A 20,852-nucleotide genomic window follows, 5' to 3' on the forward strand; every position below is an offset into this window, starting at 1 on the left:
CGCCAAACTCCGCCGATGCAAGCGATTTATCGCCGAGACGGGCCGGCAATGCCCGCTGCCGGCCATAATGGCGATGTTGCACCGCAAAGTCAGAATGTTCGATTAATCCAATATAAAGGCTTGTATAGCACTTTGTGCGTAAGGCCCGTGCGGCCACCGGAACCTGCCATGACGGCGTCTCCTCCCATCCACAAAATTGCGACCGTTGCAGCGCAGACGCTTGCTTCGAGGCATCAGGTCGCCGAGAGAGTTTGCGATGTCGCTGAAAAATCTCCCCATTAACCTGAAGCTCATAGCCACCTTCTGCGCCCTGATGAGTGTGTGTCTGCTCGCGTCTGCGGTCGTATTCTGGCAGACGCTGGGGAGCGAGCGCGTCACGATCGAAAACAACCGCACCAAGGATATCATCCAGGCAGTGGATGGCGCGACGGCCGCCATGCTGGAACAGGCCGTCAACCAGCGCGGCTTCCTGCTGTTCCGCAGCGACAGCACCTATAATGATGTGTTCGCCCAGCGCGACCTGATGCTGAAGAAGCTCGATGAAGCCCGCACGCTGGCCGTCGGCCGACCGGACATCCTGAAATCCATCGACGACATGCAGAAATCCGCCACCGTGTTCTTCAAGGAACTGGCGGAACCGCAGATCGCTGCGCGCAAGACGACTGAAGCGCCGATTTCCGAAATCATCGAGATCGGCCGCAATCAGGCGAAGGGCCAGCTCGATGGCTTCCGCACCTCCGCCGCCAAGATCAAGGAACAGCTGAACGGCCTGTCCACCGCTTACGCGGCGGAACAGCAGGCAGCGGCATTGAACCTTAAATATGCGCTTCTGGGCGGCGGCGCGGTTGCCGGTCTTCTGGCCGTTGCCCTCATCTGGGCGCTGTCGCGCTCCATCGTCACGCCGATCGTCGGCATGACGGCGGCCATGAGCCGTCTCGCCGATGGCGATCTGGCGACGGAAGTGCCTGCCACGGATCGTGGCGACGAAGTCGGCAAGATGGCGAAGGCCGTTCTCGTCTTCAAGGAAGCCGGGCTGGAAAAATCCCGCCTTGCCGGCGAGACCGAGCGCATGCGCTCCGCCACCGAGACCGAACGCCGCCGCAACGAGGAGGAAAAGGCGCGGGACGAAGCCGCCAGCGCCTTCGCCAGCGCCGAGCTTGGCAAGGGCCTTGCCGCTCTTGCGGATGGCGATCTTTCCTATCGCATTGAAACGCCTTTTGTGCCTGCCATCGATCCGGTGCGCCTCAATTTCAACAGCGCTGTCGACAAGCTGCAGCAGGCGCTCAAAACCGTTGGCGAGAACGCTGCCGCCATCAATTCCGGCGCTTCGGAAATGCTCTCCGCTGCCGACGATCTGTCGCGCCGCACCGAGCAGCAGGCTGCCTCCATCGAGGAAACCGCTGCCGCACTGGAAGAAGTCACCACCACCGTGCGTGATAGCGCCCGCGGTGCGGAAGATGCCGGCAATCTGGTCCAGCGCGCCCGCGCCGGTGCGGAAAAATCCGGCGTCGTGGTCCGCAGGGCGGTTGCCGCCATGCGCGAAATCGAGAAGTCCTCGGGCGAAATCGGCAACATCATCGGTGTCATCGACGATATCGCCTTCCAGACCAACCTGCTGGCGTTGAACGCCGGCGTGGAAGCCGCTCGCGCCGGTGATGCCGGCAAGGGTTTTGCGGTGGTTGCGCAGGAAGTCCGTGAGCTTGCCCAGCGTTCCGCCAATGCCGCCAAGGAAATCAAGACGCTGATCGGTGCTTCCAGCCAGCAGGTGGAAAACGGCGTCAATCTTGTCGATGAAACCGGCAAGGCGCTGGAACTCATCGTGGCGGAAGTCGAAGAGATCAATGCCCATGTCAGCGCCATCGTCGTCGCTTCCCGCGAACAGGCAACCGGCCTGCAGGAAATCAACACGGCCGTGAACACCATGGATCAGGGCACGCAGCAGAATGCCGCCATGGTGGAACAGCAGACCGCCGCCAGCCATTCGCTGGCCCGCGAAGCGGAAGCGCTGAACAGCCTGCTCGGCCAGTTCAGGATGGGTGGCGCGCGCGCTGCCGTTGCGAGCGCCGGCGGCTATTCTGCGTCGCGCCAGTCTTCGGCAAAGCCTGCCTTCCAGTCAGCACCGGCCGCGCCGGTTCGCAAGGCTCCGGTAAAATCGGCCTCCACAACCGCAAGGCCCGTCGCTTCGCCGGCCCGTGCGCTCGGCCAGAGCCTCGCCCGCGCCTTCGGTGGCGCTGCCGAAGCACCGGCCGCGAAGGATCAGGACTGGACGGAGTTCTGAGCCTGGCTTTCAGAGTGAACCTATGAATTGGGGGCCGAAAGGCCCCCTTTTTGCATCGGCGTTTTCAGGCGGGTAACGCCGCTTATGTGCCCTGTAGCCGGAACATCCGCGTAAAGAACAGCTCATCCGACAGGCGGTGAAGCAGGGCGGCAATGACGGCGGTTGCGGCAACAGCGAAAACGAGGCGTCCGGCCAGAACGCCATAGACATCGGCGCCCAGCGACATCACCACGAGCGTGTCTTCAATCACGCTATGGGCAAAACCCATGAACACGCAGGACAGAAACACCTGACGCGGTGATATCGTCCCCGATTGCGCCTCGCGGATCAGGAAGCCGGCGCCGTAGGAAATTCCCAGGAACAATCCGATGGCGGTGAGATGTTCGGCCTCGCCGCGAATGCCCGCAAGACGCAGCAGGGGCGAAAGCGCTTTCATCATCAGCGCCAGGAGGCCGGTGAGCCTGAGGATTTCAAGGCAAAAGGAAAGGGCAAGCAGGATGACGAGCATCCAGACCATGGTTTCACCGAGACCGAGGAAATAGGCGGTCCATTCAGGCGTGGCGCCCATCGCAATCCAGGCAGGGTTTACCGGGCCTGACAACCATCCCGTCGCTTCCAGAAGCTGGTGCAGGAGAAAGGCATAGAGCAATCCGCCGCCGACGCGCAGCGCCGTGGTGACGATCATGCCCGGTCCCGCCTTTTCAATGATCTTCTGTTCGATGGGCAGGCCATGGGCGAACAGGATGAGCGCCGAAAAAACGGTGATATCAGCAACGGTGAGCGACGACGCGGGTACAAGTGTGAAGATGAGCGGCACCGCGCCCCAAATGCCGACCAGCATTGCGGTCAGCCAGGCAAGACCGAGTTCTGGCGGCAGTCCGATGTGGTTCATGATCGGCGCAAAGGCAGGCGCCACCGCCTCGATCGCGCCCATCCTCGATAACAGCTCGGTTAGAATGGCGATCGGAACCGTGATCCGCACAAGCACCCAGTAGATTGCAAGCGTTTCCCGCATTTTTTGCCAGACGGGCAGGAAAAGTGACATGTGAAGGCTCCCTGAAGATTGTTCCCATTCACTAATCCCGGCCCGTTCGCATTTGCGGTCAAAGATTGCAGTTTTGTGCAATTTTATTGCAAATATAGTGGTGGGCGATATGCTGCCGGCATGGATCGGATCGACCGGAAACTTCTGAACCTTTTGCAGAACGATGCATCGCGCACCAACGTGGATATGGCCGATGAGGTCGGGCTGTCTCCGTCCAGTTGCCTGCGCCGCCTGCAGCGGCTGCGCAAGTCGGGCGTGATCGATCGCATCGTGGCGATCCTCAATCCCGCAAAGGCGGGGCGCGTGATCAAGGCTCTGGTGACGGTGGAGCTGAAATTGCACGGCGAGCAGCATATGCGGCGCTTTCTGGATATTGCGAGCGCCGAAGAGGCCGTGTCGCAGGCCTATGCCGTCACCGGCGCATCCGATGTCGTGCTGATGTTGCGCCTGCGGGATATGGAAGAGTTCGATGCCCTGTGCGACCGGTTGTTCCGCGACCAGCACAATGTGGCGCGCTTTTTCACCATGGTCGTCATCAAGACGGCGAAAGAAGAAACGGCCATCAGGCTTTGAAACTGATGGCATTGCATCAGGGAGAGGCGTTTAATCCCCTTCAACTCAAAGAAAGCCGCGTCTGGCTTTCGGGAAGGCAGTTTTCAGATGGCGCCTCGCGTTAAGTTAAGACTTCTGGATGGCGCCTATGGGGTGGCCCGGCTCCATGCCGATGCATCCATTCCAGCCTGGGCCGATGGCGCAGGGTTTCTCAGCATCAGCCGGACTGATGACGAGCTTTCCGTTGTCTGCCGCCAGGAGCGAATCCCTGATGATGTTCAGTCCGATATCGGCTGGAACTGTCTCAAACTTCAGGGTCCGTTCGCCTTTGATGAGACGGGCATCGTCCTTTCGGTGATCGAACCGCTATCGACCAATGACATCGGGATATTCGTGGTTTCGACTTTCGATGGCGATCACCTGCTGGTGAAATCGAAAGACCTGGAGAAAACGTCCGAGCTACTGGCAGATGCAGGACACTCGCTCGTCTAAGATCTGCGAGCGTGATCCGCCCGCATGGGGTGCCATACGGAAATATCGCGCGGGGCGTCCAGAAGATCGGGCAGGGCATCGAGCCATGCCTGCCGATAGGGCCGGTGAATCTGAACGTCGATGACATCCTGATGGTCGCTCCAGGTCTCATGCAGCAGGAAGCGGTTCTCGTTTTCACCATCCCGGTGCAGGGTTGCGTTCACGAAGGTCTTTTCGTGCCGCATGGCATCAAGCAGCGCATTCAGCAATTCGAGAAAGCGGTCGCGCTGGCCGGGGCGGACCTGAAATCCGATGAGATAGGTGATGTGCACGGGTGTTACTCCTTGGCGCCTTGCATCAGTGCTTCGCGGGTTGCCGCGTCGGCGGGGTAAAAACACTCCAGCACGAGTTCGGCCAGTGTGACGTCTGTTGCCGTTCCGAAAACCGTGGTGGTTGAAATGAAGCTCAATATGCCGCCCGAAGAGGGATCACGGAGCTGGAGCGGTATGGCCAGAGGGTCGGCTCCGGCATGGGACGAGGCCTTTGGCGCGGAATAGGCCGCGAGCTCCGCATGCAGCCGAGAAAGCACCTCGTCTCCCGTTTCCTCGACCTGACGGCGCAGGCGTTCCAGCAGGTGATGACGCCACTCGGCGAGATTGACGATGCGCGAACTCAAACCCTGCGGATGCAGGCTCAGCCTCAAGGCGTTAAGCGGCGGGCGAAGCAGTTCCTCGGAAACACCGGCCAGAAGCGATGTGATCGCCCCATTGGCGAGAACGACGTTCCAGTGCCGGTCGACGGCAAGGGCGGGGAAGGGCATATGCCCATGCACCACGGTTTCGACGGCCTGCCGGGCCGCCGTCATATCAGGCGCATCCATCGGCCGTTCGGAATGGATAGGAGCATAACCCGCTGCCAGCATCAGCCGGTTGGCGGCACGGGCGGGCATCGAAAGCTGCTCGGCCAGTTTCGCGAGCATGTCGCGGCTGGGGGATGATCGCCCGCTTTCCACAAAGCTCAGATGGCGCGCCGATATTTCCGCCTCAATCGCCAGATCGAGCTGGCTCAACCTGCGGCGGGCACGCCATTCCTTCAGCACCTGGCCGACATGTTCTCGATGATGTGTCATGCCCCGCAGCCTAGCAGAAGATATCGGCAATGCGATTACCTCCGAGGTAATTGTTCCGCTTCCCGACACCCGTCATGTTTGGGCCGTCAACCACAAGGAGCGCAATCATGACGCAGCATCTCGCAATCGCCGAAACCTATCTCGCGGTCTGGAACGAGGAGGACAATGAACGCCGCAGGCATCTCGTTGGTCAGGCGTGGTCGGAAAATACGCGTTACGTCGATCCGCTGATGCAGGGCGAGGGGCAGCAGGGAATTGCCGCGATGATCGAGGCGGCGCGGCAGAAATTCCCGGGATATCGTTTCGTTCTTGCCGGCACCCCGGATGGCCACGGCGACTTCACCCGTTTCTCATGGCGTCTCATTTCGCCTGACGGGGACGATGTGGCCGGTGGTACCGATGTCGTCAGCCGTGATGCCGAGGGACGGATCGAAAACGTCGTCGGCTTTCTCGATGGCGCGGCATCCTGAGGCAGAGGCGGGATAGTCCCGCCTCCCGTCCCGGCAATGTTGTTAGCCGGCGAAACCGACGCCGGCCTGACGCTGGCCGAGCGCATTGAACACGGTGGACACGATGCCGGCCCGGTCGAGGCCGGCATTGGCATACATGGTCTCGGGCTTGGCCTGCTCCACCCACTGGTCGGGAAGGGTCAGCGTCCGGACTTTGGGGCCGTGGTCGAGCAATCCGGCGCTTGCCATGAAATGCAGCACATGCGCGCCAAAACCGCCGACTGAGCCTTCCTCGATCGTCACCAGCACTTCGTGATGGGCCGCAAGCTGGCGGATGAGATCGAGATCGAGCGGCTTGGCGAAGCGCGCATCGGCAACGGTCGTCGAGAGTCCGGCGGCATCCAGGTCTTCGGCAGCCGCAAGGCATTCCGCAAGCCGGGTGCCGAAGGAGAGCAGCGCGACCTTGGTGCCTTCCTTGATGATGCGGCCCTTGCCGATCTCAAGGATTTCACCGCGTGCGGGCATCTCGACGCCCACACCTTCGCCGCGCGGGTAACGGAAGGAAATCGGGCCTTCGTCATAGGCTGCCGCCGTGCGCACCATATGTTTCAGTTCGGCCTCGTCGGCCGCCGCCATCACCACCATGCCGGGCAGGGTGGCGAGGAAAGTGGTGTCGAAGGAGCCGGCATGGGTCGGTCCGTCAGCGCCGACGAACCCGGCGCGGTCGATCGGGAAACGTACGGGCAGGCTCTGGATCGCCACGTCATGCACCAGCTGGTCGTAACCACGCTGCAGGAAGGTGGAATAAAGCGCGCAGAACGGCTTGTAGCCGTCAGCCGCAAGCCCCGCCGCGAAGGTGACAGCGTGCTGTTCGGCAATTCCGACATCGAAGGTGCGGGACGGGAAAAGCTCGGCCATCTTGTCGAGGCCGGTACCATTCGGCATGGCGGCGGTGACGCCGATGATCTTGTCGTCGAGGGTCGCTTCCTGGATCAGCGCTTCGGCAAAGACGCTGGTATAGCTCGGCGCATTCGGCTTGGCTTTCGCCTGCGCGCCGGTGATGACATCGAACTTGTTGACGCCGTGATATTTGTCCGCAGCCGCTTCCGCCGGCGCATAACCCTTGCCCTTCTGCGTCACCACATGGATGAGGACGGGGCCTTTCTGGTTGTCGCGCACATTGCGCAGAACAGGCAGCAGGTGGTCGAAGGAATGGCCGTCGATCGGGCCGATGTGATAGAAACCGAGCTCCTCGAACAGCGTACCGCCGGTCACATAACCACGCGCATGGGTCACGGCGCGGGTAATGGCGCGGTCGATGGTCTTGCCGAGATAGGCGGTGAGTTTCTTGCCGAAATCACGGAAACCCATATAGGTGCGCCCGGAGGCGAGACGGGCGAGATAAGCGCTCATCGCGCCGGTCGGCGGCGCAATCGACATGTCGTTGTCGTTGAGGATGACGATCAGCCGCGCGTCGAGCGCGCCTGCATTGTTGAGCGCCTCGAACGCCATGCCGGCAGACATGGAACCGTCGCCGATGACGGCGATCACCTTGCGGTCGCTTTCGTCGAGACCCGCTGCCACCGCCATGCCGAGACCGGCGGAAATGGAGGTGGAGGAATGGCCGGCGCCGAAATCGTCATATTCGCTTTCGGCCCGCCGGGTGAAACCGGAAAGGCCGCCTTCCTGGCGCAGCGTGCGGATGCGCTCGCGACGGCCGGTCAGGATCTTGTGCGGGTAACATTGGTGGCCGACATCGAAGATCAGCCGGTCTTCCGGTGTGTTGAAGACCTTGTGGATGGCAATCGTCAATTCCACCACGCCAAGGCCGGCACCCAGATGGCCACCGGTCTTCGACACGGCGTCAATCATCTCGTCGCGCAGTTCCCGTGCCAGTTCCGGCAGGTCGCGATCATCGATCTCCTTGAGATCGGAGGGAAAATTCACCCGGTCGAGCAATGGGGTCTGGGGCATTCCGGTCAATCGTTCGGCCTTTTCTCGTGGTCAGCGGGGGCGCCAGAGCGTCTTTCATAGGGAAAGCCGACGGTCCATTCCTGCATGTCGTACACTTCTATAGAATTTCAACCTTCCGGCAAAGGGACAAACTCTTCTTCGTCGCCGGGAACGATATCGAAGCGTCCGGTTCTCCACTCCTGTTTGGCCTGTTCTATGCGTTCTTTTGATGACGAAACGAAGTTCCACCAGATGTAGCGGCGCTGATTGAGCGCCGCCCCGCCAAAGATCATGATGTGACAGCCATTGCTGCCGGCCTGAAGCGTGATGTCGTCACCCGGCCGGAAGACGAGCAACTGGTCGGCGGCGAAGATATCGCCTGCCACATCGAGCGAACCGGAGAGAATATAGATCGCCCGTTCCTCATGATCGGCGGAAAAGGGAAATTTCACTCCCGGCTCCAGCGTCAGATCGACATAAAGTGTATCGGTAAAGGCCGAAACGGGGGAGGTAAGGCCCTCGAATTCGCCGATCACCACCCTACCGGAAGCGCCCTTGATATCGATCAGCGGCATGTCTTCCTTGGCGGTATGGGCAAAGGCCGGGGCGATTTCTTCCATATGGTCGGGCAGGGCAAGCCAGGTCTGCAGGCCGGACATGGAAAGCGGATGGCCGCGCAGGTTCTCCGGCGTGCGTTCCGAATGCACGATGCCGCGCCCGGCGGTCATCAGGTTGATGTCTCCGGGGCGAATGACGAGTTCGGTGCCGAGACTGTCGCGATGCTTGATTTCGCCGTCGAACAGATAGGTGACGGTGGAAAGCCCGATATGCGGATGCGGCTTGACGTCCAGCGCCTCACCAGCCTTCAGGATCGCCGGTCCCATGCGGTCAAAAAAGATAAAGGGGCCGACGAGACGACGCTGTCGGGTCGGCAAGGCGCGGCGCACCGCAAAGCCGCCAATATCGCTGGTGCGCGGAATGATGAGGTTCTCGATGGCGTCGCAGGCAAAGGCATCACCCGCGACGGGATCGTTACCGGGAAAAAAGGACATCGCAAGCTCCTCGTATCGTTACACGAAAGCTTAGCACGAACGGAACGGGGTGGGAGCGCCGTAATGGTGAACGCAGCGTCACACCGTTCAACAGGACGTGTTTACTCGCCGTCGAGAGGCTCGACGCCCTGCGGTTTTCCGGCGCGATCGAGACGGATTTTCTCGATTCGCTTTTCCGCAGCGTTCAACAGCGTTTCGCAGTGCTTCTTCAGGGCTTCGCCACGCTCGTAGATGGCGATGGATTCGTCCAGCGCCACGTCTCCGCGCTCCAGGCGTGCGACAATGCTTTCCAGCTCGGCGACGGCTTTTTCGAAGGAATAACCGCTGACATCGGCTGTGTTGGCATTTTCCGTCATGTTCAACCCTTCATCATTCTCAATATGTGCATGGCTGCCGATTCCGCCAGCCCTTCCAGATCATAACCGCCTTCAAGCAGGCTGACGACCCGGTTCGATGCGTATTTATCGGCCATTTCCAGAAGCCGGCCCGTCGCCCAGTCGAAATCCTCACCCACCAGATTGATCTGCGCCAGAGGATCGCGGTGATGCGCGTCGAAACCAGCGGAGATGAGGATGAGGTCAGGCGAAAAATCGGCAATGGCCGGCAGGACGCGGGATTTGAACGCCTCGCGAAAATATTCGCTGCCGGTATTGGGCGAAAGCGGGGCGTTGACGACGTTGTTCTTTACGCCGGTCTCGTTCTTGTCGCCGCTCCACGGATAAAGCGGCATCTGGTGGGTGGAACAGAACAGCACTGACGTGTCGTTCCAGAAAATATCCTGCGTACCGTTGCCGTGATGCACGTCCCAGTCGATGATGGCGACGCGCTCTGCCCCGTGCGCCTTCTGCGCATGGCGGGCGGCAATTGCCACATTGTTGAAAAGACAGAAACCCATGGCCTTGGCTGTTTCGGCGTGGTGGCCGGGCGGGCGGGCCGCGACGAAGACATTGTCGGCAGCGCCGGTAAACACGTCGTCCACCGCCGCCATGGCCGCACCGATGCCGGTCAGCGCCGCCTGCAGGCTTTTGCGTGATACATAAGTGTCGGCCTCGACGCGGTTGATCTCGCCATCCTCTTCAGGAATCTGCCGCATGACGGCAAGCAGGTGCTCCTCCGGATGCGCCAGCAACACCGCGTCTTCATTGGCCTGAGGCGCTTCTTTGCGGATCAGGCGCTCGAAATTCGGATGTTCGAGCGCGATGTTCAGAGATCGCAGGCGATCCGGCCGCTCGGGGTGGCCTTCGGGCGTGATATGCTCCAGGAAGATCGGATGTTCGTATAAACGCGTCGCCATTCTTTTCCTCCCGAAGAAAGTGTGTTCAGGCGCGCTGCGGCAGAAGCGGATAACCCGCCATCACGACGCGGCCGGCCAGCGCTGCAAGCACAGCCTTCAGCGCATCGCCCGGAATGAAGGCGAGCGAACCCATGAAGGCCTTTTCGAAACCAAGACCGATGACCAGCGCCAGATAGGTGATGCCGAAAGCATAAAGCACGACCACGCCGCCGATCAGGCTGGCGACGAAAAAGCCGATGCCCTGTGTAAGGGCAGACTGGCTGCGATTGACGAGTTTTTCCGAGAGCGTGCCGGTGACGAAAACCGCCGCGATCCAGCCGATCAGGAAGCCCGTCGTCGGCGTGGTGAAGATGGAAAGGCCGCCGCGTCCGCCCGAAAGCACCGGCAGGCCGATGGCGGCAATCAGGATTGTCAGGAGAACCGCGAGCGTACCGCGCTTTGCGCCGAGGACGACGCCCGCCAGCATGACGCCGAGCGACTGCGCGGTGATCGGCACCGGAATGAAACCGAGCGTGATCGGCGGCAGAAGCCCGAGTGCGATGATGATGGCGGAAAACAGCGAAATCAGCACAAGGTCGCGGGTCGTCATGACACTCAAAACTCCGGATGGTTATCTGGCCGCAAGCTTTGGCCTCTGAAGCCGCGCGCGTCAATGGCGTCGGCGATGGCATCGGCATCCTTCAACGTCATAATGACGAGCGGCACGATGATGGTGGCCATGCGCACGGGCAGGCCGCGCGCCCGGTGCGCATCGCGCACCGCATGGTAGCGGTTGACGATCTCAGGCACGAACCGCACCACCAGCCCGACGGCAAGTCCGATATCGGCGGCCTTGACCAGCCCCAGCCGTTCCAGAGGGGCCGCGGCACGCGTAATCTCGTCCATGAATTGCGAAATGCTGACGGTGATGGTGACGGCGGTGGCAAGCAGCGCCAGCGCCGTCAGCCGCAGAAGATTGACACTCGCATCATGGGCTGGAAGCAGGAGATAGCTGAAGGCCGCGATGAGCAGGATGGTCAGCATCACCGGTCGCAGCCGCAAAGCGATCTCGTGGAAGGGCAGGCGCGTCTCGCGCAGGAAGGCGGCGGCGAGAACCACGGCGCATCCCAGAAGCGGCAGATCGCGGGTGAGGAACAGCGCGATGCTGAAGCCCATAAGCGTCAGGAGCTTGACGCGCGGCGAGACGCGGTAGAGCCAGCCGGTGCCTTCGACATGCAGCGATTTCATCGCGATGCCACCTCCAGATAATGCGCAACCGCCTCTTCGGGGCCGGCATCGGCAACCAGCGCGCCTTCATGGAAAACCAGCACGCGGTCGAAGCCTGCAACCAGCGACAGGTCATGGGTGATGACAACAAGCGCCTGCGACAGCGCCGCCATGGTTTTTTCAACGATAGTACGGTTTTTCAGATCGAGCTGGTTGGTCGGTTCATCGAGAATGAGGATTTGCGGATCGGTGACTAGAAGGGCGGCAAGCGCTGCAAGCTGCAGTTCTCCGCCGGAAAGCTCATGCGCGCGCCGCTCTTCCAGATGGGGAATGCCGAGCCGCGCAAGAACGGCCTTCACCCGGTTTTCGGTTTCCGCCCTGCCGATGCCGAGCCGCTTGAGGCCGAAGGCGACATCGTCGCGCACGATCGGCAGGATGATCTGGTTCTGCGGATTCTGGAAGATGAAGCCGACCGTCTGCAATACCGCTTTGGCGTCGCTCACGGTGTCGAGACCGTTTACCGAAACCTTGCCCGCACTCGGCTTGTTCAGCCCGTTGATCAGCCGGGCAAAGGTGGTCTTGCCGGAACCATTGAGGCCGATCACGCCGATGCGCCGTTCCGTCAATGTCACAGACAGCGGCTGCAGGGCCTGCCGGCCCTCGAAAGCGACACCGGCGGCATCGAAACGGATTTCCAAGCTTACATCCTCGCGCTCGTTTTCCGGTTCTATACCCCGTCATCAACAGAAGTGAAACAAGGAACAAAAAAAGAACATTGCAATCCTGAAAAAGCCGTCATACCTTTTGCGCCATGACGATCAAGGTTTCGAACGAAGCGGCAAGGCGGATTTTTCTGGCGCGGCAGGGGCTTTGCTCCCCGCCCGGCAAGGCGCTTTCCAAGGATGGCCTGCTGCAGCTCATCACCGATATCGGTTTTGTGCAGGTGGACAGCATCGGCACCGTGGAGCGCGCCCACCACCAGATTATCTTCTCACGCAACCAGACCTACAGGCGTGACCATCTGACCACGCTGCTGGAAAAGGACCGCGCGCTTTTCGAGCACTGGACGCATGACGCTTCCATCGTACCGACGGAATTTTACCCCTATTGGAAACACCGCTTCCGCCGCCGCGAGCCGATCATTCAGGAGCGCTGGCGCAAATGGCATGGAGAGGGCTTCGATGCCGCTTTCGGCGAAACGCTGGAGCGCATCGCCGCCACCGGCCCGGTTCTGGCGCGGGAGTTGAAGGAGGAGGGGCATCAGTCTGGCGGCTGGTGGAACTGGCATCCCTCCAAGACGGCGCTCGAATATTTATGGCACACCGGCAAGCTCGCCATATCCGGCCGCGTGAATTTCCAGAAGGTCTATGATCTCGCCGAGCGCGTCATTCCCGGCGAGCACCACGAAACCGAGGTGGAGCACGCCGAATTTGTGGACTGGGCCTGCCGTGAGGCGCTGAAGCGGCTTGGTTTCGCCACCCATGGCGAAATCGCCGCCTTTTTCGATCTCGTCACCCCGCAGGAGGCGAGGGACTGGGTCAAGAGCCATCGCGATGAACTCTGCGAGGTTTCGCTTCTCTCCAGCGACGGAGACACCGCCCGCCCGTCTCTTGCCTTTGCCGATTTCACCGCCGACCTGACGGATGTACCGGAACCCTCCGCCCGCGTCCGTGTTCTCAGCCCCTTCGATCCGCTGTTGCGCGACCGAAACCGCACGGAACGGCTGTTCGGCTTTTATTACCGCATCGAGGTCTTCGTGCCCGAGCCGAAACGGCAATATGGCTATTATGTCTTCCCGCTTCTGGAGGGCGACCGGATGATCGGCCGCATCGACATGAAGGCGGATCGCAAGCGCGGCACGCTGGATGTGCGCCGCCTGTGGCTGGAGCCTGGCGTGCGCGCCTCAGCAGGGCGGCTTGAAAAGCTCGACGCGGAACTATCGCGGCTTGCGAAGTTTACCGGGGTTGAGAGCGTGAATTATCTGGAGGGCTGGCGGGAGGACAAATGAAGGTGTCTTTTCGCGGTGCCTGAATGTAGTGGCGAGCGCCGCCACACTCGACGTCATCCTCGCCCTTGAGGCGAGGATCCACAAGCCGCGGAGACAATGGCTTCCGGGATCATGACTTCACGTGTCCGGAACATCTCAAGCGTGTCACGTCGGGAACTGCGGGATGGATCCTCGGCACAAGGCCGAGGATGACGCCGAACGGGCGAAGAGCGCGCCAAGCCGAAGCGCTCCCGCGAAGCCCCTAAATCACCCGATATCCGTCGCCGAAATCTTGATGCCAAAGCCTTCCAGGCCGACATAATGACGCTCGCGCGTCGTCATCAGCTTGATCGAGCTGATGCCGAGGTCTTTGAGGATCTGTGCGCCGAGACCGATTTCCAGCCATTCGTTTTCGCGGGAGCGGGCCTGCGCATGCGCCTCGTCGGGATCACGCGCCTTGCGACGGCCGGCCACCTGGCCGACGCCGACGGAGCCCTCACGCAGATAGACGATGACGCCGCGGCCTTCCTCGGCAATCTTCTGCATATAGTGCTGCACCGGCTGGCGGTCGCCGAACACGTCGTCGGCGACATTTTCCGGGTGCAGGCGAACGGGAATGTCGACACCGTCTCTGATATCGCCGAAAATCACCGCCATATGCTGCATCCGGTCCCACGGCAGGGAATAGGTTTGCGCCTTGGCCGGTCCGAACGGCGTTTCGATGGTGAAGGAGGATTCCATCTCCACCAGCGTTTCCTTGCGTTGGCGATAGGCGATCAGATCGGCGACGGACACCTGCTTGAGCTGGTGTTTTTCCGCAAAGGCGGTGACCTGCGGTCCGCGCGTCACGGTGCCGTCATCATTGACGAGTTCGCAGATGACACCGATGGGCGGCAGGCCCGCAAGCTTGCAGAGATCGACCGCCGCTTCGGTATGGCCGGAGCGCATCAGGACGCCACCTTCACGGGCAATCAGCGGGAAGATGTGGCCGGGCCGGGTAAAATCGGCAGCCCCGACATTGGGATTGGCGAGATTGCGCACGGTTAGCGTCCGGTCATCGGCGGAAATGCCCGTCGTGGTGCCGTGCTTGAAATCGACGCTGACGGTGAAGGCTGTCGTGTGCGCACTGTCATTTTCCGCCACCATGGCGTTGAGGTTCAGCCGCTTGGCTTCTTCGCGCGGCATGGGCGCGCAGACGATGCCGGAGGTGTGGCGCACGATGAAAGCCATCTTTTCCGCCGTGCAATGCACCGCCGAAATGATCAGATCGCCTTCATTCTCGCGGTCGTCATCATCGGTCACGACGACGATTTCGCCTGCCTCGAAAGCACGGATGGCGTCGACAACGCGTTTCTGGTCATAGGCCATGGCGGTCCCCCTTACTTCAGCCGGCCGGTCTGGCCGCGGTCTCGCAGATAATGGTCGGCAACGGTGCAGGCGATCATCGCTTCGCCGATCGGCACGGCGCGGATGCCGACGCAGGGGTCGTGGCGCCCCTTGGTGCGCACATCCACATTATTACCGTCGGTATCGATGGACAGGCGCTCCGTCAGAATGGAGGAGGTGGGCTTGATGGCGAAGCGCGCGATGACAGGTTCACCGGTCGCGATGCCGCCCAGAATGCCGCCGGCATGGTTGGAGAGGAAGATCGGCTTGCCGTCATTGCCCATGCGCATCTCATCGGCATTTTCCTCGCCGGAAAGCTCGGCGGAGGCGAAACCTTCGCCGATCTCCACACCCTTGACGGCGTTGATCGACATCAGGTTTGAGGCGATATCCTGGTCGAGCTTGGCATAAATGGGGGCGCCAATACCGGCCGGAACGCCCTCCGCCACCACTTCGATAACGGCGCCGATGGAGGAGCCGGCCTTGCGGATACCGTCAAGATATTCTTCCCACACCGGCACCATGGCCGCATCCGGGCAGAAGAACGGGTTCTGGTCGACCTGATCCCAATCCCAGTTGTCGCGGTTGATCTTGTGCTTGCCGATCTGCACCAGCGCGCCGCGTACATTGAGGCTCGGCACCACCTTGCGGGCGATTGCGCCGGCGGCGACACGCGCTGCCGTCTCGCGTGCCGAGGAACGCCCGCCGCCGCGATAGTCGCGAATGCCGTATTTCAGGTCATAGGTGAAGTCGGCATGGCCGGGGCGGAAACGTTTGGCGATCTCGCCGTAATCCTTGGAACGCTGGTCGGTATTCTCGATCAGCATGGAGATCGGCGTGCCGGTGGTTATCATCGTCTCGCCGTCCTCATCCAGCATCACGCCGGAGAGAACTTTTACGATGTCATCTTCACGGCGCTGGGTGACGAAGCGGCTCTGGCCGGGCTTGCGCTTGTCCATCCAGTGCTGCACCTCGGCCAGCGTGAAGCGAATGCCGGGCGGGCAACCGTCCACCACGCAGCCCAAAGCGGGCCCATGGCTTTCTCCCCAGGTGGTAACGCGAAAAAGATGACCGAAGCTGTTATGCGACATATTTCTCTAGACCGGAAAACAGGGCACGCCTGCGGACAGGGGCCGTTTAAAACAAGCGGACTTGTCATAGTAGAAAATCGGACCAAGGCAAAAGCCTTTCTTTCATCGCAAGTCCGATAAGAAGGTGACGCACCGTTCACGACGCGGAGCACACCGGAAAACGACAGGCTTCGCCATCGGAGCCGACCCGGGCGGGGGAAATGATTCGGCGGCAATGGCCAGGTTTTTTCCAGATGACAGAAGTGTAAAAACGCCGTCGTTTTCCACGCTAATCCGGAGTTTTCCAATATTGCCGGGAAATGCGGTGTAAAAATCACTAACGGCTTGAACGGGATCCCAAATCCGTTCATCAATTGGGCTGAAAATGTCATGGTTGCGGGCAATTTCCGCCACATTCGAAAGGCAATTCTTCATGCATGTAAGGTTTTCACGCAAATCCACGAAAGCTAGATCGATGCGTATGATGATTGCCGCCCTTCTGGCCGCCACCAACCTCCTGATGCCCATCAACAGCTTCGCGCAGAGCGTCGACGTGGAAGGCACGATCAGCAAGATCGATGCCAATGGGCTGAGCATTACGCTCAACGACGGCAAGACCTATCGCGTGCCGGAAGAGTTCAATTTCGAAGGCCTGAAAGCAGGCGTGAAGGTCGTGGTTTTCTACACGGAAGTGGATGGGAAACGCGTGGTCGACGATCTTCAGGTCGTGCAGTAAGGCTGCGGTTGCAGCGTTGCCTGTGACGGGGCGAACCTCTGTAAACTTGTTCGGGAAGCACCAACATTTCCGTCATGCCGGACTTGATCCGGCATCCAGCCGACGCGTGTCTGCGCGGCGGGATGAATCTTTTCAGCCCAAGGACTTGGGCTGGCTGGATTTCGGCTCAAGGCCGGAATGACGGGAGAGGGGGTGACCCATGCCCCTCACGAAATCCACTCCGCGCTGTTCCTGTTGATCTCGACCTTCAAAATCTGGTCCTGCGGAATCTGCGTTCGCGACGCCTCATCCTTGTCCATGCCTGATACCAGCCGGAAGATCGAGCGGATCACGCCGCCGTGGCAGACGCAGATCGTTGGAACCTCAACGGAGGAAAGCCATGCGCCGATGCGCCAGGAGAGGATTTCGTAACTTTCGGCATCCTGGCCGGGGGGAATGAAATCCCACTTGTTGGCCTTGCGCGCCTTCACCCGGTCCGGGAATTCTTTTTTCAGCTCCGGCAGGGTCTGGCCCTCCCAGTCGCCGAAGGAAACTTCGATCAGGCGATCGTCGGTGCGATAGGCGAGCGGATCGAGGCCCATCGCCGCGCGCATCAGTTCCATGGTTTCGCGTGTGCGCCCGAGCGGGCTTGCCACATAATCGAAGTCCGTGGCCTGTTCTCCCAGCAGATGCGCAAGGAGTTTGCCGTTACCGACCGCCTGCTGGCGGCCGAAATCGTTGAGCGGAATGTCTTTCTGGCCCTGAAGCCGGCGTATCGCATTCCAGTCCGTTTGTCCGTGCCGGATCACATAGACGAGCAAGGCGATACCCCGTTTTCAAACTTCGCAGGCTTAGTCCTTCACCACCGAAATGTCAGGCGCATCCACGGCCTTCATGCCGATGGTGTGGTAACCGGAATCGACATGGTGGATTTCGCCGGTCACGCCGGTGGAAAGGTCGGACAGCAGGTAAAGCGCCGACTTGCCGACTTCCTCGATGGAAACGGTGCGCTTCAGCGGCGCATTATATTCGTTCCACTTCAGAATATAACGGAAGTCGCCGATGCCGGAAGCCGCAAGCGTCTTGATCGGGCCGGCGGAAACGGCGTTGACGCGGATGCCGCGGTTACCGAGGTCGACGGCGAGATAACGCACGCTGGCCTCGAGAGCAGCCTTGGCCACGCCCATCACGTTGTAGTTCGGCATGACCTTCTCGGCGCCGTAATAGGTCAGCGTGATGATCGAGCCGCCGTCATTCATGATCGGTTCCGCGCGCTTGGCCACAGCCGCCAGCGAGAAGACGGAAATGTCCATGGTGCGGTTGAAGTTGTCGCGGCTGGTGTCGAGGTAACGGCCGGTCAGCTCATCCTTGTCGGAAAAGGCGATGGCGTGCACGACGAAGTCGATCTTGCCCCAGTGCTTTTCCAGCCCGGCAAAAACCGCATCGATCGTCTCGAGATCGGTCACGTCACAGTGCCCGGCCATGAAGGCGCCAAGTTCCTGCGCCAGCGGCTCGACGCGCTTCTTCAATGCGTCGCCCTGCCAGGTGAGTGCGATTTCCGCGCCTGCGTCTGCGCAAGCCTTGGCAATGCCCCAAGCGATGGAACGATTATTGGCGACACCCATGATGAGGCCGCGTTTGCCAGCCATAAGACCGGATGCCTGAGCCATTTTGTGCTCCCTAATACTTTTGATCGGTCCTGCCTATGGCATAGGCTGCAATCCTGTTCAAGATTGCCAAAGATCATCAACTGTTAGGGAGCGTAACAAAGGGTGCGTTGTCCCGGCTATTCGCAAAACTTTCACAAATAAAGGCCTTCGCGCATGTGCCGCATCAGGTCGGTCACTTTCTCATCCGGCTTTTCGAGCAGGACGATGCGCAATTCGATGACGAGATCGCCCTGTCCACCCTTGCCGTCGGCAAGGCCCTTGCCGGCGAGGCGCAGCACGCGGTCCGAACCGGACCAGGCAGGAATGGTGATGTTTTCCTCGCCGAGCGGAGTCGCGACTTTCGTTTCACAACCCAGAACCGCGTCGCTGAGCGATATCGGCAGCGTTGTGTGAATATCGAAACCACGAAGGGAAAACGCGTCCTCACGTGCGGTCAGCAATGTCACGGCAAGGTCGCCGCGGGCCATGTTGGGAAGCTTCAGCCCCTGTCCCTTCAGCCGCACCACATGCCCGTCCGTCATGCCGGCTTCGAGCTGGAAGCGAACGTCGCGTTCGTCGGCAAGCGGCACGGTAATCCACTTGTGCTCCAGCAGATCGGCGACCGTGACGGTGGCTTCCGCGGTAATATCAGGCGCCTTTTCGGGGGCCGGCTGCGGGGTGCGGAACCGGCGCACGAGAGCATTGAAGAGATTGACGGCAAGTGAGGCGGGCGCGGTCCGGTCATCGCCAGCGCCGGGCGTGGTCTCGCCGGCCGCAGGCATATCGCCTTTTGCGGCGCTCGCGGCAGCCTTTGCCGCTTCCGCAGCCTGCTGCACCTTGGGATCGTTCTGCGCCTCGGCGCCAAAAATCCGCTCGACGATGTCTTCGGCGGTTTCCGCCTTGCCGTCGGTTTTCTGGCCGGTCTGCGCCCGGTTGCGGGCATCGGCGCGGGCCAGTTCTTCCATCAGCTTTTCGGCCGCCTTGGCGCGCTCTGCGGCCTCGCGCGCGGCTTCCCGCTGCTGCATGATGGTTTCGCCGCGCTGCTTCTTTTCGGCGGCCCTGCGGGCCTGATCGTAGAGATCGCGCTTTTTGGGATCTTTGAGGAGATCATAGGCCTGGCCGATCTCGGCGAATCGCGCCGAGGCATCGGGATCGTCGCGATTGGCGTCCGGATGGACGGTTTTCGCCTTCGTGCGCCAGGCGGCCTTGATTTCCTCGTGGCGGGCGTCACGTTTTACGCCGAGGATCGAATATGGATCGCGCATGCGAAACACCAGTTACGTTGGCTCAGGCGCTGCCGCCCTTCATGGCGCAATCCTGAAACTAACCCCTCCGAAAAGGGCTGCCCGCGATCATTCGCCTGCACGCCCTCGGTTTAATCAACGTCGACTGTTGCAATAAGTTGCTAATCACTCCTTTACGGAGGAAGCGCGCCGCACGCAGGCCGGCTCTATTCCCTGTGGAAGGGTAAACAGATTATTTCTGTTCGAAGCGGGTCAGCAGCCATTCGCCGGTTTCCGACAGGCAGGCCTGTCCGGCATAGCTCGAAACACCCTCGAAGGAGTGACGCGTCGTTTTGAAAGCGCGGCAGACGAAACCGCTCGATTTGTCTTCGTGAATGGCGGTGACGACGCCGGCGCTGCCGGTGGCCGCATTGGCCCAGGGCAGCGGCTGGTCGGCGAGCTTGGCGAGATCGGCCGAGGTTACCGCATTGCGGATCGTCGCATCGTCCGTCTGGGGCGCATTGTTGGGCTGGTTGGGAACGGAGGCCGTGGAAAGCGAGCGGTCGACCTTGTCGCCGCCGAACAGATCGAGGCTGACGCAGCCGCTCAGCACCACGAGCATTGACACGACAGCGGAAACTTCCGCTACCGACGAAAGGAGGCCCTTTGTTCGACTGTTCGACTTTGCTATGACGGTCACCATCTTTCACCAGAGATCATCTCTGGGGTCCAAATCAGCTCGGGAGCATTTTAGTCAATATGTCGGAAACGGGGTTAACATCCAGTGACTTCACGGAAGAAAATGAACCGTTCACGCTTTTTGCCGAATGGCTGAAGGACGCAACGGCTTCCGAAATCAACGATCCGAACGCGGTTGCGCTTGCCACCGTGGACGAAAATGGCCTGCCGAATGTGCGCATGGTGCTGCTGAAAGGCGTCGACGATCGCGGCTTTGTTTTCTACACGAATTTTGAAAGCCAGAAGGGACAGGAGATCCTTGGCCAGAAAAAAGCGGCCATGTGTTTCCACTGGAAAAGTCTCCGCCGGCAGGTGCGCCTGCGCGGCGAGGTGGAGATCGTGAGCGACGAGGAAGCGGATGCCTATTACGCCTCGCGCCCGCGCGGCAGCCGCATCGGCGCCTGGGCTTCCAAGCAGTCTCGGCCGCTGGAGGGCCGTTTCGCGCTGGAGAAGGCGGTCGCCGAATATACCGCCAGATATGCCATCGGCGAGATTCCGCGCCCGTCCCATTGGTCCGGTTTCCGCATTCGTCCGCTCAGCATCGAATTCTGGCACGACCGCAAGTTCCGCCTGCACGACCGCATCGAATTCCGTCGCGAGACGCCTGACGGTGCATGGTCCAAGGTCCGCATGTATCCGTAATCGCCCTCGGGCA

23 protein-coding genes are annotated in these 20,852 nt (G+C 60.8%); 7 read left to right on the plus strand and 16 right to left on the minus strand.

What is annotated here, in order from left to right; translation table 11 throughout:
- Positions 1-256 precede the first annotated feature (256 nt).
- Complete coding sequence (locus tag DA915_RS03665; protein ID WP_107675182.1) at positions 257-2,278, plus strand: methyl-accepting chemotaxis protein; 2,022 nt, start codon at positions 257-259, stop codon at positions 2,276-2,278.
- An 82-nt stretch (positions 2,279-2,360) separates the two neighbouring features.
- Here the strand turns inward: DA915_RS03665 and DA915_RS03670 are convergent, their stop codons facing one another.
- Positions 2,361-3,323, minus strand: coding sequence for a nucleoside recognition domain-containing protein (locus tag DA915_RS03670; protein ID WP_107675183.1), 963 nt, complete (start codon positions 3,321-3,323; stop codon positions 2,361-2,363).
- Positions 3,324-3,443: 120 nt separating this feature from the next.
- Between DA915_RS03670 and DA915_RS03675 the strand changes: the two genes are divergently transcribed.
- Both DA915_RS03675 and DA915_RS03680 read left to right on the plus strand, forming a co-directional pair.
- Positions 3,444-3,896, plus strand: a complete 453-nt coding sequence (locus DA915_RS03675; RefSeq protein ID WP_003503071.1) for an Lrp/AsnC family transcriptional regulator — start codon at positions 3,444-3,446, stop codon at positions 3,894-3,896.
- Positions 3,897-3,983: 87 nt separating this feature from the next.
- Positions 3,984-4,367, plus strand: a complete 384-nt coding sequence (locus tag DA915_RS03680; protein ID WP_060726072.1) for an ACT domain-containing protein — start codon at positions 3,984-3,986, stop codon at positions 4,365-4,367.
- Here the strand turns inward: DA915_RS03680 and DA915_RS03685 are convergent.
- Positions 4,364-4,678, minus strand: coding sequence for a putative quinol monooxygenase (locus tag DA915_RS03685; RefSeq protein WP_107675184.1), 315 nt, complete (start codon positions 4,676-4,678; stop codon positions 4,364-4,366). The genes DA915_RS03680 and DA915_RS03685 overlap by 4 nt on opposite strands.
- Before the next feature lie 5 nt (positions 4,679-4,683).
- Complete coding sequence (locus tag DA915_RS03690; protein WP_107675185.1) at positions 4,684-5,475, minus strand: helix-turn-helix domain-containing protein; 792 nt, start codon at positions 5,473-5,475, stop codon at positions 4,684-4,686.
- 107 nt (positions 5,476-5,582) lie between these two features.
- On the opposite strand from DA915_RS03690, the gene DA915_RS03695 reads away from it, so the two are divergent.
- A complete protein-coding gene (locus DA915_RS03695; protein ID WP_003503064.1) occupies positions 5,583-5,945 on the plus strand; it encodes a nuclear transport factor 2 family protein in 363 nt (120 codons plus the stop codon).
- A gap of 42 nt (positions 5,946-5,987) precedes the next feature.
- On the opposite strand, the gene dxs is transcribed toward DA915_RS03695, so the two are convergent.
- The 7 genes from dxs to DA915_RS03730 form a co-directional block, all read right to left on the minus strand.
- Positions 5,988-7,907: a 1-deoxy-D-xylulose-5-phosphate synthase gene (gene dxs / locus DA915_RS03700; RefSeq protein WP_003503063.1), complete on the minus strand. Its 1,920-nt coding sequence runs from the start codon at positions 7,905-7,907 to the stop codon at positions 5,988-5,990.
- A gap of 98 nt (positions 7,908-8,005) precedes the next feature.
- Positions 8,006-8,929 (minus strand): pirin family protein, encoded by a 924-nt coding sequence (locus tag DA915_RS03705; protein WP_003503061.1) that lies wholly within the window; start codon positions 8,927-8,929, stop codon positions 8,006-8,008.
- Positions 8,930-9,030: 101 nt separating this feature from the next.
- Positions 9,031-9,285 (minus strand): exodeoxyribonuclease VII small subunit, encoded by a 255-nt coding sequence (locus DA915_RS03710; protein WP_003503059.1) that lies wholly within the window; start codon positions 9,283-9,285, stop codon positions 9,031-9,033.
- A 2-nt stretch (positions 9,286-9,287) separates the two neighbouring features.
- Positions 9,288-10,223, minus strand: coding sequence for a histone deacetylase family protein (locus tag DA915_RS03715; protein ID WP_060722985.1), 936 nt, complete (start codon positions 10,221-10,223; stop codon positions 9,288-9,290).
- Between the two features lie 25 nt (positions 10,224-10,248).
- On the minus strand, positions 10,249-10,812 hold the full coding sequence (locus tag DA915_RS03720; RefSeq protein ID WP_107675186.1) for a biotin transporter BioY: 564 nt from the start codon (positions 10,810-10,812) through the stop codon (positions 10,249-10,251).
- Between the two features lie 5 nt (positions 10,813-10,817).
- The gene (locus DA915_RS03725) at positions 10,818-11,450 is read right to left on the minus strand and encodes an energy-coupling factor transporter transmembrane protein EcfT (protein ID WP_107675187.1); all 633 of its coding nucleotides are present in this window, start codon (positions 11,448-11,450) and stop codon (positions 10,818-10,820) included.
- Entirely contained in the window at positions 11,447-12,127 is a 681-nt protein-coding gene (locus tag DA915_RS03730) for an energy-coupling factor ABC transporter ATP-binding protein (RefSeq protein WP_080865927.1), read from the minus strand. Before DA915_RS03730 ends, DA915_RS03725 begins: the two co-directional genes overlap by 4 nt.
- Before the next feature lie 113 nt (positions 12,128-12,240).
- Here DA915_RS03730 and DA915_RS03735 point away from each other — a divergent pair, with 113 nt between their 5' ends.
- Entirely contained in the window at positions 12,241-13,437 is a 1,197-nt protein-coding gene (locus DA915_RS03735; RefSeq protein ID WP_107675188.1) for a winged helix-turn-helix domain-containing protein, read from the plus strand.
- Positions 13,438-13,683: 246 nt separating this feature from the next.
- On the opposite strand, the gene ribB is transcribed toward DA915_RS03735, so the two are convergent.
- Both ribB and aroC read right to left on the minus strand, forming a co-directional pair.
- On the minus strand, positions 13,684-14,784 hold the full coding sequence (gene ribB / locus DA915_RS03740; RefSeq protein WP_107675189.1) for a 3,4-dihydroxy-2-butanone-4-phosphate synthase: 1,101 nt from the start codon (positions 14,782-14,784) through the stop codon (positions 13,684-13,686).
- Positions 14,785-14,795: 11 nt separating this feature from the next.
- Positions 14,796-15,893, minus strand: coding sequence for a chorismate synthase (gene aroC / locus DA915_RS03745; RefSeq protein ID WP_080864301.1), 1,098 nt, complete (start codon positions 15,891-15,893; stop codon positions 14,796-14,798).
- Between the two features lie 454 nt (positions 15,894-16,347).
- On the opposite strand from aroC, the gene DA915_RS03750 reads away from it, so the two are divergent.
- Positions 16,348-16,608, plus strand: a complete 261-nt coding sequence (locus DA915_RS03750) for a DUF1344 domain-containing protein (protein WP_060726078.1) — start codon at positions 16,348-16,350, stop codon at positions 16,606-16,608.
- A 206-nt stretch (positions 16,609-16,814) separates the two neighbouring features.
- On the opposite strand, the gene DA915_RS03755 is transcribed toward DA915_RS03750, so the two are convergent.
- From DA915_RS03755 to DA915_RS03770, 4 genes are all read right to left on the minus strand, one after another.
- Complete coding sequence (locus DA915_RS03755; protein ID WP_003509169.1) at positions 16,815-17,408, minus strand: histidine phosphatase family protein; 594 nt, start codon at positions 17,406-17,408, stop codon at positions 16,815-16,817.
- A gap of 30 nt (positions 17,409-17,438) precedes the next feature.
- On the minus strand, positions 17,439-18,257 hold the full coding sequence (gene fabI, locus DA915_RS03760; protein ID WP_003509163.1) for an enoyl-ACP reductase FabI: 819 nt from the start codon (positions 18,255-18,257) through the stop codon (positions 17,439-17,441).
- A gap of 131 nt (positions 18,258-18,388) precedes the next feature.
- Positions 18,389-19,501, minus strand: a complete 1,113-nt coding sequence (locus tag DA915_RS03765) for a DnaJ C-terminal domain-containing protein (protein WP_065694895.1) — start codon at positions 19,499-19,501, stop codon at positions 18,389-18,391.
- A gap of 211 nt (positions 19,502-19,712) precedes the next feature.
- Positions 19,713-20,162, minus strand: coding sequence for an RT0821/Lpp0805 family surface protein (locus DA915_RS03770; protein WP_107675190.1), 450 nt, complete (start codon positions 20,160-20,162; stop codon positions 19,713-19,715).
- 56 nt (positions 20,163-20,218) lie between these two features.
- On the opposite strand from DA915_RS03770, the gene pdxH reads away from it, so the two are divergent.
- Complete coding sequence (gene pdxH / locus DA915_RS03775) at positions 20,219-20,839, plus strand: pyridoxamine 5'-phosphate oxidase (protein WP_107675191.1); 621 nt, start codon at positions 20,219-20,221, stop codon at positions 20,837-20,839.
- Positions 20,840-20,852 lie beyond the last annotated feature (13 nt).

It is taken from the genome of Agrobacterium sp. LAD9 (assembly GCF_003031125.1).
In the GTDB taxonomy this organism is placed as follows: domain Bacteria; phylum Pseudomonadota; class Alphaproteobacteria; order Rhizobiales; family Rhizobiaceae; genus Agrobacterium; species Agrobacterium radiobacter.

Coding starts and splice junctions, on each gene's coding strand:
- DA915_RS03665 (WP_107675182.1), top strand. CDS start 257: ATGTCGCTGAAAAATCTCCCCATTAACCTGAAGCTCATAGCCACCTTC.
- DA915_RS03670 (WP_107675183.1), bottom strand. CDS start 3,323: ATGTCACTTTTCCTGCCCGTCTGGCAAAAAATGCGGGAAACGCTTGCA.
- DA915_RS03675 (WP_003503071.1), top strand. CDS start 3,444: ATGGATCGGATCGACCGGAAACTTCTGAACCTTTTGCAGAACGATGCA.
- DA915_RS03680 (WP_060726072.1), top strand. CDS start 3,984: ATGGCGCCTCGCGTTAAGTTAAGACTTCTGGATGGCGCCTATGGGGTG.
- DA915_RS03690 (WP_107675185.1), bottom strand. CDS start 5,475: ATGACACATCATCGAGAACATGTCGGCCAGGTGCTGAAGGAATGGCGT.
- DA915_RS03695 (WP_003503064.1), top strand. CDS start 5,583: ATGACGCAGCATCTCGCAATCGCCGAAACCTATCTCGCGGTCTGGAAC.
- DA915_RS03705 (WP_003503061.1), bottom strand. CDS start 8,929: ATGTCCTTTTTTCCCGGTAACGATCCCGTCGCGGGTGATGCCTTTGCC.
- DA915_RS03710 (WP_003503059.1), bottom strand. CDS start 9,285: ATGACGGAAAATGCCAACACAGCCGATGTCAGCGGTTATTCCTTCGAA.
- DA915_RS03715 (WP_060722985.1), bottom strand. CDS start 10,223: ATGGCGACGCGTTTATACGAACATCCGATCTTCCTGGAGCATATCACG.
- DA915_RS03720 (WP_107675186.1), bottom strand. CDS start 10,812: ATGACGACCCGCGACCTTGTGCTGATTTCGCTGTTTTCCGCCATCATC.
- DA915_RS03725 (WP_107675187.1), bottom strand. CDS start 11,450: ATGAAATCGCTGCATGTCGAAGGCACCGGCTGGCTCTACCGCGTCTCG.
- DA915_RS03735 (WP_107675188.1), top strand. CDS start 12,241: ATGACGATCAAGGTTTCGAACGAAGCGGCAAGGCGGATTTTTCTGGCG.
- ribB (WP_107675189.1), bottom strand. CDS start 14,784: ATGGCCTATGACCAGAAACGCGTTGTCGACGCCATCCGTGCTTTCGAG.
- aroC (WP_080864301.1), bottom strand. CDS start 15,893: ATGTCGCATAACAGCTTCGGTCATCTTTTTCGCGTTACCACCTGGGGA.
- DA915_RS03750 (WP_060726078.1), top strand. CDS start 16,348: ATGCGTATGATGATTGCCGCCCTTCTGGCCGCCACCAACCTCCTGATG.
- fabI (WP_003509163.1), bottom strand. CDS start 18,257: ATGGCTCAGGCATCCGGTCTTATGGCTGGCAAACGCGGCCTCATCATG.
- DA915_RS03765 (WP_065694895.1), bottom strand. CDS start 19,501: ATGCGCGATCCATATTCGATCCTCGGCGTAAAACGTGACGCCCGCCAC.
- DA915_RS03770 (WP_107675190.1), bottom strand. CDS start 20,162: ATGGTGACCGTCATAGCAAAGTCGAACAGTCGAACAAAGGGCCTCCTT.
- pdxH (WP_107675191.1), top strand. CDS start 20,219: ATGTCGGAAACGGGGTTAACATCCAGTGACTTCACGGAAGAAAATGAA.